12 protein-coding genes are annotated in these 14,164 nt (G+C 65.7%); all 12 read right to left on the bottom strand.

All coding sequences use genetic code 11. The features are described from left to right. Positions 1–269: 269 nt before the first annotated feature. On the bottom strand, positions 270–1,400 hold the full coding sequence (locus tag LGN10_RS22635; RefSeq protein ID WP_226225088.1) for an SLC13 family permease: 1,131 nt from the start codon (positions 1,398–1,400) through the stop codon (positions 270–272). A gap of 10 nt (positions 1,401–1,410) precedes the next feature. Beyond that, positions 1,411–2,304: a ParB/RepB/Spo0J family partition protein gene (locus LGN10_RS22640; RefSeq protein ID WP_006482728.1), complete on the bottom strand. Its 894-nt coding sequence runs from the start codon at positions 2,302–2,304 to the stop codon at positions 1,411–1,413. Positions 2,305–2,335: 31 nt separating this feature from the next. Next, entirely contained in the window at positions 2,336–3,115 is a 780-nt protein-coding gene (locus LGN10_RS22645) for a ParA family protein (RefSeq protein ID WP_059580499.1), read from the bottom strand. A 51-nt stretch (positions 3,116–3,166) separates the two neighbouring features. Continuing rightward, positions 3,167–3,853, bottom strand: a complete 687-nt coding sequence (rsmG, locus tag LGN10_RS22650) for a 16S rRNA (guanine(527)-N(7))-methyltransferase RsmG (protein WP_099315915.1) — start codon at positions 3,851–3,853, stop codon at positions 3,167–3,169. Next, complete coding sequence (mnmG, locus tag LGN10_RS22655) at positions 3,850–5,820, bottom strand: tRNA uridine-5-carboxymethylaminomethyl(34) synthesis enzyme MnmG (RefSeq protein ID WP_226225089.1); 1,971 nt, start codon at positions 5,818–5,820, stop codon at positions 3,850–3,852. Before mnmG ends, rsmG begins: the two co-directional genes overlap by 4 nt. A gap of 390 nt (positions 5,821–6,210) precedes the next feature. Then, on the bottom strand, positions 6,211–6,966 hold the full coding sequence (locus LGN10_RS22660; RefSeq protein ID WP_059580489.1) for an ABC transporter ATP-binding protein: 756 nt from the start codon (positions 6,964–6,966) through the stop codon (positions 6,211–6,213). Continuing rightward, positions 6,966–8,750, bottom strand: a complete 1,785-nt coding sequence (locus LGN10_RS22665) for an ABC transporter permease subunit (RefSeq protein WP_099315912.1) — start codon at positions 8,748–8,750, stop codon at positions 6,966–6,968. The genes LGN10_RS22660 and LGN10_RS22665 overlap by 1 nt, the downstream gene beginning before the upstream one ends. 4 nt (positions 8,751–8,754) lie before the next feature. Further along, entirely contained in the window at positions 8,755–9,810 is a 1,056-nt protein-coding gene (locus LGN10_RS22670; RefSeq protein WP_060966452.1) for a branched-chain amino acid ABC transporter permease, read from the bottom strand. Between the two features lie 200 nt (positions 9,811–10,010). Further along, positions 10,011–11,168, bottom strand: coding sequence for an ABC transporter substrate-binding protein (locus tag LGN10_RS22675; RefSeq protein ID WP_059580480.1), 1,158 nt, complete (start codon positions 11,166–11,168; stop codon positions 10,011–10,013). Next, complete coding sequence (locus LGN10_RS22680) at positions 11,169–11,450, bottom strand: hypothetical protein (protein WP_226225090.1); 282 nt, start codon at positions 11,448–11,450, stop codon at positions 11,169–11,171. A gap of 770 nt (positions 11,451–12,220) precedes the next feature. Next, positions 12,221–13,198 carry a branched-chain amino acid ABC transporter permease gene (locus tag LGN10_RS22685; protein ID WP_059580695.1) on the bottom strand — a complete coding sequence of 326 codons (978 nt, stop codon included), beginning with the start codon at positions 13,196–13,198 and terminating at the stop codon, positions 12,221–12,223. Continuing rightward, positions 13,198–14,082, bottom strand: a complete 885-nt coding sequence (locus LGN10_RS22690) for a branched-chain amino acid ABC transporter permease (RefSeq protein WP_059580692.1) — start codon at positions 14,080–14,082, stop codon at positions 13,198–13,200. Before LGN10_RS22690 ends, LGN10_RS22685 begins: the two co-directional genes overlap by 1 nt. Between the last annotated feature and the right edge of the window lie 82 nt (positions 14,083–14,164).

Below are 14,164 nucleotides of genomic sequence, written 5' to 3' on the forward strand. Positions count from 1 at the left end.
GAAGCGGCGCGATTGCCGTCGGGAATTCGCTGCAACGCAGCCGGCGGAAACGATTCGCCCCGATGCCCGGGAACAAGCGAAACGCCGCGGCCCAACCATCACGCCGTGCGCGAAATTCGACCGGATGTTCGCGCAGCAATTCATCCGGTCAGTTGTCGCGCCGCCACAGATGTTCGACTGTGGATGGCAGCACTTATCAACAACCGTTGATCAGCGTGAATGCCGTGCGCCTGCTCCGTCGGTCGAACGGCTTCCCCGCGCCGCCGCGTTCAACCGTGCACGAGCAGCCACGCGCCGAGCGCCGCGCTCACCAGCGCGAACGGAATCGACACGAGGTGGAACGGCAGCCACATGCGCGGCTCCTTCGCGAGACGCACCGCGATCAGGTTCGCGAGCGAACCGATCGCGAAGCCGAAGCCGCCGACCGATACGCCGAATGCAAGCGCGCGCCAGTCGTGCGTGAACTCCGACAGCAGGATCGCGGCCGGTACGTTGCTGATCACCTGTGACAGCACGGCGCCGGCCGCATAGACGCGCAGCGGCGAATCGAGTTGCGCGTGCGCGATCGCGTCGTGCACGACGGGCAGCGCGGCCGCGCTGCGCAACACGACGAACATCAGCACGAAGATCAGCAGCAGAAGCCAGTCGATCTTCAGGACTGCGTCGCGTTTGACGGCAAGCAGCACGACGGCGACGCCGACGAGGCCCGGCAGCGGATGATGCGCATCGGCGAGCAGCACGAACGCGGCGAACAGCACGGCCGCGATCAGCGCGTGCATGCGCTGGACGGGAAGCGCAACGGCGTCGCCGGACAGGTCGAGCGGCTTCGCGCGGAACATCAATGCGGTCAGCGCGAGCAGCAGCGCCATCAGCGCGAGGGCGAGCGGGCCGAGCGTGACCACGAAACGGCCGAACGACACGCCGCTCAATTGCCACAGGAACAGATTCTGCGGATTGCCGAGCGGTGTCGCGACGGACCCCGCGTTGACGGCCAGCGCGACGACGATCACGAGCCGCCGGAACGGCAGCGGCGTCAGCGCGCGCAGCGATACCATCAACGGCACGACGACGAACAGCGCGACGTCGTTGGTGAGCCACATCGACAGCACCGCGGCGAAGCCGACGAGCAGCATCGCGAGCCCGCGTTCGGAATGCACGTGGTGCACGATGCGATGCGCGAGCCACATCAGGCAGCCGGACAGCTCGAGCGCCTTGGTCAGCATCAGCAGGCCAGCGAGTGTCGCGACCGTCTGCCAGTCGACACGATCCGCGAGCACCGAAAATGGTTGCGGACGCACCCATTGCAGCACGATCAGGCCAAGCGCAAGCACCGACAGTACCGGTTCCTGCGCAAGCCAGCCGAGCCACCGGCGCGGCGCCGGTGCACCCTTTTGCGTCATGGGTTGCCCGTTACTCTTCGGTCGCGACGTTGCCGCGCAGACGCGCGAGAATGCCCTCGAGCGCGTCGAGGTTGCCGAAGTCGATCAGCACCTGCCCTCGCCCGCGGCGGCCGAGCTTGATCTTCACCGTCGACGCGAGCAGGTCGGACAACTCCTCTTCGAGGCGACGCGTATCGCGGCCGCCATCGTCCTTCGCACGCGCCTTCACGGCCGGTGCTTCCTTCGTCGTGTGCGCGACGAGCTTCTCGGTCTCGCGCACCGACATGCGCTTGTTGACCACCTGATGCGCGAGCGTGATCTGCGTGGCCGCGTCGACGGCCAGCAGCGCGCGCGCGTGCCCCATGTCGAGATCGCCGGCCAGCAGCATCGTCTGCACCGGCGACGCGAGGTTCAGCAGGCGCAGCAGGTTCGATACCGCGCTGCGCGAACGGCCGACCGATTCGGCCGCCTGTTCGTGCGTGAAACCGAACTCGTCGAGCAGACGCTGGATGCCGTGCGCTTCTTCAAGCGGATTCAGGTCCTCGCGCTGGATGTTCTCGATCAGCGCCATCGCCGCGGCAGCCTGATCGGATACGTCCTTCACGAGCACCGGCACTTCGTCGAGGCCGGCCAGGCGCGCCGCGCGGAAACGCCGCTCGCCCGCGATGATCTCGTATTTGTCTGATGAAATGGGCCGTACCAGGATCGGCTGCATGACGCCCTGGGCGCGAATGCTTGCCGCCAGCTCCTGCAGGCTGCCCTCGTCCATCCGCGTGCGCGGCTGGTACTTGCCGGCTTGCAGCTTGCCGAGCGCGAGCGTGTTCGGTGCCCCTTCGATCTTCACCGCTTCGGTGATATCGGCACTGCCGCCGAGCAGCGCTTCGAGGCCACGTCCCAAGCCCTTCTTCTTTGGTACCGCGTTCATGTCTTTCTTCCTCGCTTCGCTCATGTCCGGATCACGACACCTCGAACGCGCGCACGCGCTCGATCATCTCGGCACCGAATTGGAGATACGCCTGCGCACCGCGCGAGCTGCGGTCGAATACGACGCCCGGCAACCCGTAACTCGGCGCTTCCGCCAGGCGCACGTTGCGCGGAATCACCACGTCGAACACCTTGTCGCCGAAGTGCGCTTTCAGTTGATCGGAGACTTGCTGCTGCAGCGTGATGCGCGGATCGAACATCACGCGCAGCAAGCCGATGATCTTCAGGTCGCGGTTCATGTTCGCGTGAACCTGCTTGATCGTGTTGACGAGGTCCGACAACCCTTCCAGTGCGAAGTACTCGCACTGCATCGGGATCACGACGCCATGCGCCGCGCACAGGCCGTTCAGCGTCAACAGCGACAGCGTCGGCGGGCAATCGATCAGGACGAAATCGTAGTCGTCGGCGACGCGCTCGAGCGCGGCCTTCAGGCGGCGCTCGCGGTTGTCGATGCTGATCAGTTCGATCTCGGCGCCGGACAGCTCGCGGTTTGCGGGGAGCACGTCATAGGTGACGCCTTCCGGACGCACGCGCGCGTCGGTCACCGACACGCCGTCGACCAGCACTTCGTACACGGTCGCTTCGCAGGCGGCCTTGTCGATCCCGCTGCCCATCGTCGCGTTGCCCTGCGGGTCGAGATCGATCAACAGGACGCGTTGCTCCTGCGCTGCAAGGCTTGCGGCGAGATTGACCGATGTCGTCGTCTTGCCGACGCCCCCCTTCTGGTTCGCAACGCAGAAGATCTTTGCCATCGTTGGTGTGTTCCCTTTACCTTCAAACAAACGGCGCGCTACCGCGCGCCTTCAATTCGCGTCGTCGACGGCCACTTCGAACAAATGCCGCTCCGCATCGAGCATCGGTACCGCCAGCCGGATCGTCTGCTTGACGCGGCTGCCTTCCGGCAACCGCGCAATCTCGTCGTCCGGGTGAACGCCCTTCATCGCCCAGATCGATCCGCCCGGCGCGACCAGATGACGAGCAAGTTTAACGAAGTCGGACAGATCCGCGAAAGCGCGGGATACGATCATGTCGAATTTTTCCGGCACTTCGACACCCGGCCGCAGCGATTCGACGCGGCCGGTCACGACCGACAGGTTCGCGAGCTTCAGCTCCGCGCGCATCTGCGTCTGGAAGGCAGACTTCTTCTGCACGATATCGTTCAGCGTGACCTGCCAGCCCGGCTCGACGATCGCCAGCACGATACCGGGCAGCCCGCCACCCGAGCCGACGTCGAGCACACGCGCCGACGCACGGCCACGCAGATGCGGGACGATGGAAAGCGAGTCGAGGATATGCTGGATCAGCATCTGCTTCGGGTCGCGGATCGCGGTCAGGTTGTAGACCGCATTCCACTTGCCGAGCAGCGCGACATAGTCGAGTAGCTGGTTGCGCTGCGTATCCGTCAGCGCGAGGTCCAGTGCCGTCGTGCCTTCGACGAGCATCTGTTCCAGTACGTCCCGGTTAACCGCCGGCGCGCGACGCGCCGTCATCGTTGTGTCGGGACGGTGCCGTCCCCCTGCTCCGCGGCCTCTGCGGCCATGCCGTTACGGCGGCCCAGGCCGCGACGCTTCAGGTGCACCATCAGCAGCGAGATTGCTGCCGGCGTGACGCCCGAGATACGCGACGCCTGCCCGATCGTTTCCGGCCGGAACTCGTTGAGCTTCTGGCTGACCTCGAACGACAAACCACGGACCTCGCGATAATCGATACCGTCCGGCAGGCGTGTGTTCTCGTTCGCGTCGTTGCGTTCGATCTCGGATGCCTGGCGCTCGATATAGCCCTGATACTTGATGCCGATCTCGACCTGTTCCTTGATCTGCTCGAGCAGCACCGGGTCGTCCGTCAGCGGCTCCGCGGGGCCACACTTTCCGCCCTTCGGCCCGCACACACCGTCGTAGCTGACACCCGGGCGACGCAGCAGCTCTGCGAGGCTGTATTCGTGGTCGATTGCCTTGCCGAGCAACGCCGTCGCTTCTTCCGCCGGCAGCGTCTTCGGCGTGACCCACGTCGACTTCAGGCGTTCGGTTTCACGTGAAACAGCGTCGCGTTTCCGGCTGAAAGCGTCCCAGCGGACGTCGTCGACCAGCCCCAGCTCGCGGCCAATCTCGGTCAGGCGCATGTCGGCATTGTCTTCACGCAGGCTCAGGCGGTATTCGGCCCGGCTCGTGAACATCCGGTACGGCTCGGCCACGCCGCGCGTGACGAGATCGTCGACCAGCACGCCCAGATAGGCCTGGTCGCGACGCGGGCACCACGCATCCTTCTCCTGCACGTAGCGGCCCGCATTGAGGCCGGCCAGCAAGCCCTGCGCAGCCGCTTCTTCGTAGCCGGTCGTACCGTTGATCTGGCCCGCAAAGAACAGCCCGTTGATCGCCTTCGTCTCGAGCGACGCCTTCAGCGCACGCGGGTCGAAGTAGTCGTATTCGATCGCGTAACCGGGGCGCAGGATATGCGCGTTTTCCAGGCCGCGCATCGAATGCACGAGCTCGAGCTGCACGTCGAACGGCAGGCTCGTCGAGATTCCGTTCGGATAGAACTCGTTGGTCGTCAGCCCTTCCGGCTCCAGGAAGATCTGGTGAGATTCCTTCGACGCGAACCGGTGGATCTTGTCTTCGATCGACAGGCAATAGCGCGGGCCCACGCCTTCGATCACGCCTGTATACATGGGCGACCGGTCGAGACCGCCGCGAATGATGTCGTGCGTGCGCTCGTTCGTATGCGTGACCCAGCACGGCAACTGCCGCGGATGCTGCTCCGCGCGGCCCAGGAATGAGAACACGGGGATCGGATCGAGGTCGCCCGGCTGCTCATCGAGCTTCGAGAAGTCGATCGTGCGGCCGTCGATACGCGGCGGCGTACCGGTCTTCAAGCGCCCCTGCGGCAGCTTCAGTTCCTTCAGGCGCGACGACAGCGACACGGCCGCCGGATCGCCCGCGCGACCGCCCGTGTAGTTGTTCAGGCCGACGTGGATCTTGCCGTCGAGGAACGTACCGGCCGTCAGCACGACCGCACGCGCGCGGAAACGGATGCCGATCTGCGTGACGGCGCCGACCACGCGGTCGCCTTCGACCATCAGGTCGTCGACGGCCTGCTGGAACAGCCACAGGTTCGGTTGATTTTCGAGCCTGTGGCGGATCGCGGCCTTGTACAGGATGCGGTCGGCCTGCGCACGCGTCGCGCGCACGGCCGGGCCCTTCGATGAATTGAGGATCCGGAACTGAATACCGCTTTCGTCCGTCGCGGCGGCCATCGCGCCGCCCAGCGCGTCGACTTCCTTGACCAGATGGCCCTTGCCAATACCGCCGATCGACGGATTGCAGCTCATCTGCCCGAGTGTTTCGATGTTGTGGGTCAGCAGCAGGGTCTTTGCGCCCATGCGGGCGGACGCCAGCGCGGCTTCCGTGCCGGCATGACCGCCACCGACGACGATGACGTCAAATTCTGTGGGAAAAAGCATGGTGGATTCCGTACGCAGAGCTGCGCACGAACCTATCAGAGAAATGTATGGGCCGAATTATAGCGGGTTCGCTTTTCGCCCGAAGGCCGTCCGAATGGTAGGGCCTGTGCATTTCCGCGATTTTTTCGCTGTGGGCGGGCCAATTTGTCGTGGCGGACCTGCTTGGGCGGTGTGACGCGTGGTTCGACGCACATTGTCGTGCATGTGCACAACCCCGCTGGTTCGTCTGATCCGCGTCCGTGGCAAGGACACAGTATTTCTCTCGATTACCTCGGGACTTATCCCCCAATCCCGAGCGACCGATGCATCGAGCGCCCCCGCCAACGTCACAAACAAAAACGGCGTGTTTCACGTGAAACACGCCGCCCGTTTCCCCCACCGCATCAGCGATCAAGCCGTCTTCTTCGTCAACCCGAGATACGTCTCGATCACCCGCGGATTCTGCGCAAGCTCGGCAGCCGCCCCTTCCAACGCGAACTCGCCCGTCTCCAGCACATAGCCGTAGTCGGAGATCTGCAACGCCGCCCGTGCGTTCTGCTCGATCAGTAGCGTCGCCACGCCGGTGCCGCGCAACGCGCTGATGATATGAAAAATCTCCTTCACGATCAGCGGCGCCAACCCGAGGCTCGGTTCGTCGAGCATCAGCAGGTCGGGCTTGCCCATCAGCGCACGACCGACCGCCAGCATCTGCCGCTCGCCGCCGGACAGCGTGCCGGCCGCCTGCCTGCGGCGCTCCTTCAGCCGCGGGAATAGCGCGAACACGTGGTCGAGCTGATCGAGGAAGTTCGCTTCGCCCGCCTGCTTGCGCCGGTACGCGCCGAGCACGAGGTTGTCCTCGACCGTCATCGTGCTGAACAGCTCACGCTTTTCCGGTACGAGGCACATCCCGCGCGCGACGCGCTGCTCGACCGGCAAGGCGCCAACATCGTTGCCGCGATATACGACCGCCCCCGACGCGTGCCCCGTTACCGGCAGTGCCCCCATGATCGCGTTCAGCAGCGTCGATTTGCCGGCACCGTTCGGGCCGATCACGCTGACGATCTGCCCCGCCCCGACCTTGATCGCCGCACCGTGCAGCGCTTCCACCTTCCCGTACCGCACCGCCAGCCCGCGTACTTCGAGAATCGGCATCGTCGTGTCCGTCATCACTCCACCCCGCCCAGATACGCTTCGAGCACGGCCGGGTCCTGCTGCACATCCTGCGGCAGCCCTTCCGCGATCCGCGTGCCGAATTCCATCACCACCAGCCGGTCGGTGAGGTTCATCACGAAATCCATGTCATGTTCCACGAGCAACACGCTCATGCCCTCGGCCTTCAGCCGCCGCAGCAGGTCGGCGAGCTGCTGCTTCTCCTGGTAACGCAGGCCCGCGGCCGGCTCGTCGAGTAGCAGCAGCGTCGGATCGCAGCACAGCGCCCGCGCGATTTCGAGAATCCGCTGCTGGCCGAGCGCGAGGCTGCCCGCTTCGTCGTACATGTGCTTCTCGAGCCCGACGCGGCGGATCTGGCGCGCGGCTTCGGCCAGCAACTGCGCTTCCTCATGCGCATTGAGCCGAGCAATGCTGCGCCACACGCCCGTATGACCCCGCAGATGGGCACCGATCGCGACGTTCTCGAGCACCGTCATCGCCGGCAGCAGCTTCACATGCTGGAACGTGCGACCGATGCCGCGGCGGACGATCTGACGCGACGTCAGCCCGTCGATACGCTCGCCGCGGAACGTGATCGCGCCGCCGGTCGGCTTCAGCACGCCGGTCACGAGGTTGAACGTGGTCGACTTGCCCGCGCCGTTCGGGCCGATCAGCCCGATGATCTGCCCCGCTTTCACGTCGAAACTGACGTCGTTGACGGCCACGAGCCCGCCGAACTGCTTGCGTGCGTTGTCGACCACGAGCAGCGGCTCGCCGGCCACCGGCTTGGCGCGCTGCGGCAGCGGGTCGGCCTGCGCCGGCACGTGCGCGCGCGGCCCGCGTGGGAACAGTCTCGCGACGAACGGCCATACGCCCTGGCGCGCGTACTGCAGCAGCAGCACCATCAGCACGCCGAACACGATGATCTCGAAGTTGCCTTCCGAGCCGAGCAGCTTCGGCAGCAGCGTCTGCAGATAATCCTGCAGCACGGTCAGGATTGCCGCGCCGAGCACCGCGCCCCACACGTGCGACACGCCGCCGACCACGGCCATGAACAGGAATTCGATCCCGTGGTTCAGGCCGAACGGCGTCGGGTTCACCGCGCGCTGCAGGTGCGCATACAGGAAGCCGGACACGGCCGCGAGCACAGCCGCGTAGACGAAGATCACGACGCGCATCCACGCGGTATTCACGCCCATCGCCTCGGCCATCACGCCGCCGCCGCGCAGCGCGCGGATCGCGCGGCCGGGCCGGCTGTTGAGCAGGTTCTGCACCGACACGATCGCGGCCAGCACCACGGCCCAGATCAGGAAATACAGGCTGCGCCCGCTTTCGAGCACGATGCCGAACAGGTTCAGCGCTGGAATCCCGTTGATCCCGTCGTACTTGCCGAGCAGTTCGAGGTTGCCGAACAGGTAGAACAGCGCGAGCCCCCACGCGATCGTGCCGAGCGGCAGGAAATGCCCGGACAGCCGCATCGTCACGGCGCCTAGCACGAGCGCCACGAGCGCCGTCAGCACCACGCCGACGATCAGCGCGAGCCACGGTGACACGCCGTACCGCGTCGTCAGGAACGCGGTCGCATATGCGCCGATGCCCACGAACGCGGCCTGCCCGAAGCTCGTCATCCCGCCGACGCCCGTCAGCAGCACGAGCCCGATCGCGACGATCGCATACAGGCCGATGTAGTTCAGCAGCGTGATCCAGTACTCGGGCACCTGCAGCGCGCCGGGCAGCACCGGCAGCGCGAACAGCACCACGAGAAACAGCCAGAAGGCCTTGTTGCGTACCATCGTCTTCATCGCGTCACTCCTCTTCCTCTTCCGCATGCGGCGTCACGAAGCTGCGCCACAGCAGCACCGGAATGATCAGCGTGAACACGATCACCTCCTTGTACGCGCTCGCCCAGAACGACGAATACGATTCGAGCACGCCGACGAGTAGCGAGCCGGCGGCCGCGAGCGGATAGCTGACGAGCCCGCCGATGATCGCGCCGACGAAGCCCTTCAGGCCGATCAGGAAGCCCGAGTCGTAGTAGATCGTCGTCAACGGGCCGACGAGGATCCCGGACAGCACGCCGAGCCCCGCCGCGAACGTGAATGCGAGCCGCCCGGCTTCGGTGGTGCCGATGCCGACGAGCCGCGCACCGAGCCGGTTCACCGACGTCGCACGCAGCGCCTTGCCGGCGATCGTGCGGCCGAAGTACACGTAGAGCGCGCCGATCAGCACGAGCGCCGTGACGACGACCAGGATGCTCTGCACCGACACCGTCAGGCTGCCGATCGCGAGCGACGCGTCCGAGAACCCGTTGGTGCGCGAGCCTTCCGCGCCGAACATCACGAGGCCGAGGCCGACCATCGCGAAATGGACGGCCACCGACACGATCAGCAGCAGCAGCGTCGTGCCTTCGGCGATCGGCTGGTACACGAGCCGGTAGACGAACGGCCCCATCGGCACGACGATCGCGAGCGTCAGCGCGATCTGCGCGAGCATCGGCATCGGCTGCGCGGCAAAGCTGCGCGTGATCGCGAACACCGCAAGCGGCAGCAGCACGTAGCGGCTGCCGAGCGTCGCGAGCGTGCGGCCGAGCTGATGGCGGCGTTCGCGATGCCGGATCAGGCCGCCGGCCTCGAGCAGGAAGCATGCGATGCCCATCACGAACAGCAGCCAGCAGGTGGCGGGGAATTTCTGCGCCTGCAACGCGGCCAGCGTCAGCGCACCGTAGGCGACGAATTCGCCCTGGGGAATGAAGATCACCCGCGTGACGGAAAATACCAGCACGAGCGCCAGCGACAACAATGCATAAATGGCGCCGGTCGTGATGCCGTCTTGCGCGAGGATCGCCGCAATCGAGAGATCCATACGTTTCGTGTATCGAGAGAATGCTGCGGAGAAACGAAAGGCGGAAACGGCCGGGGCGCGCGCGACACGATCGGCACGTCGCGCGCCACGCGGCGGGCCCCGGGGTTCCAGGCGGCACGGGTGCGAGCCGTCATGCGCGCCACCCTGCCGACGGCATGCGCGGCGCCGTTCGCGCCGTGCATGCCGGTTTCACGTGATGCTTACTCGGCCTGCAGCTTCCACTTGCCGTCGACGATCTGCACCATCACGCGCGCACGCGTGTCGAAGCCATTGTGATCGGTCGCCGTCATGTTGATCACGCCGTGCGAGACGGGCAGATCCTTCACGCTTTCGATCGATGCGCGCAGCGCTTCGCGGAACGCCTCAGTGCCCGGCTGGCCCTTCTTCAGCGCTTCCGGAATCGCCCGCTGCAGCAGCAGGCCCGCGTCCCACGCATGGCCGCCGAACGTCGACAGCGAACCCGCGCCGTACGCCTTCTCGTACGCGGCCTTGTAGCCGAGCGCCGGCTTCTTCACCGGATTCGAATCGGGCAGCTGGTCGGTCACGAGCACGGGGCCGGCCGGCAGGATCTCGCCTTCGCAATCCTTGCCGCACACGCGCAGGAAATCGTTGTTCGCGACGCCGTGCGTCTGGTACACCTTGCCCTTGTAGCCGCGCTCCTTCAGCGTCTTGGCCGGCAGCGCCGCCGGCGTGCCGGAGCCGGCGATCAGCACCGCATCCGGGTTCGCGCCCAGCAGCTTCAGCACCTGCCCCATCACCGACGCGTCGGTCCGGTTGTAGCGCTCGTTCGACACGAGCTTCAGCCCGTTCTTCGCGGCTGCCGCGTCGAACGTCTTGTACCAGCTGTCGCCGTACGCATCGGCGAAGCCGATGAAGCCGACCGTCTTCACGCCGTGCTTCGCCATGTAGCCGGCGATCGCGTCGGCCATCAGCTGGTCGTTCTGCGGCACCTTGAACATCCACGCGCGCTTCGCGTCCATCGGCGCGATGATCTGCGCGCTCGCCGCGAGCGAGATCGTCGGCGTCTTGCCCTGCGACACGGGGTCGAGCATCGCGAGCGAGTTCGGCGTGACCGACGAACCGATGATCGCGTCGACGTGATCCTCGTCGATCAGCTTGCGCACGTTCTGCACCGCGCGGCTCGTGTCGGACGCGTCGTCGAGCACGATGTACTGCACGCTCTTGCCCGCGATTTCCTTCGGCAGCAGCGCGATCGTGTTCTTTTCCGGAATCCCGAGCGACGCGGCCGGCCCGGTGGCCGACAGCGTCACGCCGATCTTCACCTGCGCCGACGCCGTGGCCGCCGCACACACGAGGCCCGCGGCAAGCAGGGCCTCCATCCATCGATTCATCTTCATTTACGTTGTCTCCAAACGCTGCTCGAAAAAACCACGGTTGCTCGGGCGGCTCCCGGTCCCCAAACAAGTTAATATCTTAATTATCTCGCCCATCCGCGCCCATGCTCGTTTTCCCGTGAAACGCCGCACCCATGCGCCGCATGCCGATCGAAACGGCCGTTCGACCGTCACGATGCGCAGCAGCGGTGTCGTCAGGATGAAGAAGGCGAAGAAATGAGAAAGCGTGCGGAAGCTGGTTGCGCGCGCATCGATGGTCGGCACGCGCGGCGAGCGATGCACCATCGGGAAGCCGGCCGCTCATGCGAATGCGAATACGGATGCAGAGACGGATGCGAGTGCAACGACCCACACGGGCGCCGGGACGCGCATACAGGCCGCGGAGCGGCTCGGAAATGCCGCGATGCCCCGTCGCGCACCCCGTGACGCACGAACGGCGCCCGCCGCCTCTGCTGCCCCGATCCACCGTGCTGCGCTGCTCATCCAACCGTACTCCCTCTTCTGCATTGTGCTTGTAGGAGAACTGCCGACCGATTTTCCCGACCGCACGGTCGGTGAAAGCCGAGTGTAACGGACGCCTTTCGCGCACGCCAACCGGGTAAGCCCGAAGCGCCTGTGCAGGATTACGCATCGTCGGCGAACGAATCGCGGGAAAGGAAGAACGGAGACGCGCGAAGCGCGGAAAAGACGCGGTGCGAACGCAAACGCGGGAAGCGGCCGTCACGCCGGCCGATGCACCATCGATGGAATCCGTGCACGCAAATGAAAAAGCGCTGTTGGATTCCGTCCAACAGCGCTTTAGGGTCCGGGCACTTTGTGCCTCGATTGTCTCCTCGTTCTCCACCTGCAAATTCGTTTCGCGGTGCATCAGAACTAGGTTGAATCTTAAAGAGGCTTAAGCACCACGACAACTTAGCATTTACCCCTATGGTGCATCGCCGCACGAAAATGGGGCACCAGCGTGCCGCGCGGTGCAGGCCCCAGCCGCCGCGCCGCCCTTCCCGGGCGGGCCGGATGGTGCTGCGCATCAACGCGCGGCGACGCGCACGGCATGCTCACGACGTCGCCCTGAGCGGCTTGATCCGCGCGACCATCTCGCCGACGATGCCGCGCCGGAACGCGAGCACGCATGCGATGAAGATCAGTCCGGTGACGATCGTCGCCGATTCGCCGAGCGAATGGAACCACGCGACGCCCGTCGTCGACGCGAGCCATTCGCCGATGTCGCCGAGCCGGTCTTCCAGCGCGACGATCAGCGCGGCGCCCAGGAGCGGCCCGAACAGCGTGCCCATCCCGCCGACGAGCGTCATCAGCACGACGAGGCCCGACATCGTCCAGTACGCGTCCGACAGCGTCTCGAAGCCGAGCACCAGCACCTTCAGCGAGCCGGCCAGCCCTGCAAGCGCGGCCGACAGGATGAACGCGAGCAGCTTGAAGCGGTCGGTGTCGTAGCCGAGCGAGATCGCACGCGCTTCGTTCTCCTTGATGGCGACGAGCACCTGGCCGAACGGCGAATGGACGACCCGCACGATGAACGCGCATGCGGCCACGACCACCGCCAGCACGACGTAGTACAGCGCGACGTCGTTCGACAGGTCGAGCAGCCCGAACAGGCGGCCGCGCGGCACGCCCTGCAGGCCGTCCTCGCCGTGCGTGAACGGCGCCTGCAAATAGATGAAGTAGACCATCTGCGCGAACGCGAGCGTGATCATCGCGAAGTAGATGCCTTGCCGGCGGATCGCGAACAGCCCGACGACGAGCCCGAGCAGCGTCGCGGCGACGGTGCCGACCAGCACGCCGAGCTCGGGCGTGAAACCGAGCGTCTGCATCGAATAACCGGTCGCATAGCCGGCCGTCGCGAGAAACATCGCATGGCCGAACGACAGCAGCCCCGTATAGCCGATCAGCAGGTTGAACGCGGCCGCGAACAGCGCGAACGCGAGCACCTTCATCACGAACACCGGATACGCGCCGATGAACGGTGCGGCGAGCAGCGCGGCGAGCAGCACGCCGTAGAGCACTTTTCTCTGCATCATTTTTCCTTGCCGAAGAGGCCCGCCGGGCGGAACAGCAGCACGATCGCCATGATCACGAACACGACGGTGGCCGATGCTTCGGGATAGAACACGCGCGTGAAGCCCTCGATCACGCCGAGCAGCAGGCCCGTGACGATCGAGCCGAGGATCGAGCCCATCCCGCCGATCACGACCACCGCGAACACGGTGATGATCATCGGCTGGCCCATCAGCGGCGACACCTGGATCACCGGCGCGGCCAGCACGCCCGCGAACGCCGCGAGCGCGACGCCGAAGCCGTAGGTGAGCGTGATCATCATCGGCACGTTCACGCCGAACGCCTCGACGAGCTTCGGGTTCTCGGTGCCCGCGCGCAAGTACGCGCCGAGCCGCGTCTTCTCGATCACGAACCACGTCGCGAGGCACACCGCGAGCGACGCGACGACCACCCAGGCGCGATAGTTCGGCAGGAACATGAAGCCGAGATTGGTCGCGCCGGACAGCTGCGACGGCACGTCGTACGGCTGACCCGACGATCCGTAGATCGACCGGAACACGCCTTCGACGACCAGCGTGAGCCCGAACGTGAGCAGCAGCCCGTACAGGTGATCGAGCTTGTACAGCCAGCGCAGCATCGAGCGCTCGATCGCGATCCCGAACACGCCGACGATCAGCGGCGCCAGCACGAGCATCGCCCAGTACGGCAGCGCGAGATACGACAGGCCCATCCACGCGAGCATCGCGCCCAGCATGAACAGCGCGCCGTGCGCGAAGTTGATCACGTTGAGCAGCCCGAAGATCACCGCGAGCCCGAGGCTCAGGATCGCGTAGAACGAGCCGTTGACGAGCCCGAGCAGCAACTGGCTCAGCATCGCCGGCAACGGAATGCCAAAGATTTCCATCGACTTAGCCGTCAGAATGAGTTTCGTTGCGCACGCAACTTTCATGCAGCGCGCATGCCGGCGGCGCAGCGGGCACGTCGCT

Source organism: Burkholderia sp. AU32262 (genome assembly GCF_020419985.1).
In the GTDB taxonomy this organism is placed as follows: Bacteria; Pseudomonadota; Gammaproteobacteria; order Burkholderiales; family Burkholderiaceae; genus Burkholderia; species Burkholderia semiarida.

What these genes read in the sequence shown, in the direction of transcription:
- LGN10_RS22680 (WP_226225090.1), bottom strand. Translation starts at nt 11,450, where the DNA reads ATGGTGCATCGCTCGCCGCGCGTGCCGACCATCGATGCGCGCGCAACC.
- rsmG (WP_099315915.1), bottom strand. Translation starts at nt 3,853, where the DNA reads ATGACGGCGCGTCGCGCGCCGGCGGTTAACCGGGACGTACTGGAACAG.
- LGN10_RS22640 (WP_006482728.1), bottom strand. Translation starts at nt 2,304, where the DNA reads ATGAACGCGGTACCAAAGAAGAAGGGCTTGGGACGTGGCCTCGAAGCG.
- LGN10_RS22660 (WP_059580489.1), bottom strand. Translation starts at nt 6,966, where the DNA reads ATGACGGACACGACGATGCCGATTCTCGAAGTACGCGGGCTGGCGGTG.
- LGN10_RS22670 (WP_060966452.1), bottom strand. Translation starts at nt 9,810, where the DNA reads ATGGATCTCTCGATTGCGGCGATCCTCGCGCAAGACGGCATCACGACC.
- LGN10_RS22685 (WP_059580695.1), bottom strand. Translation starts at nt 13,198, where the DNA reads ATGCAGAGAAAAGTGCTCTACGGCGTGCTGCTCGCCGCGCTGCTCGCC.
- LGN10_RS22645 (WP_059580499.1), bottom strand. Translation starts at nt 3,115, where the DNA reads ATGGCAAAGATCTTCTGCGTTGCGAACCAGAAGGGGGGCGTCGGCAAG.
- mnmG (WP_226225089.1), bottom strand. Translation starts at nt 5,820, where the DNA reads ATGCTTTTTCCCACAGAATTTGACGTCATCGTCGTCGGTGGCGGTCAT.
- LGN10_RS22675 (WP_059580480.1), bottom strand. Translation starts at nt 11,168, where the DNA reads ATGAAGATGAATCGATGGATGGAGGCCCTGCTTGCCGCGGGCCTCGTG.
- LGN10_RS22690 (WP_059580692.1), bottom strand. Translation starts at nt 14,082, where the DNA reads ATGGAAATCTTTGGCATTCCGTTGCCGGCGATGCTGAGCCAGTTGCTG.
- LGN10_RS22665 (WP_099315912.1), bottom strand. Translation starts at nt 8,750, where the DNA reads ATGAAGACGATGGTACGCAACAAGGCCTTCTGGCTGTTTCTCGTGGTG.
- LGN10_RS22635 (WP_226225088.1), bottom strand. Translation starts at nt 1,400, where the DNA reads ATGACGCAAAAGGGTGCACCGGCGCCGCGCCGGTGGCTCGGCTGGCTT.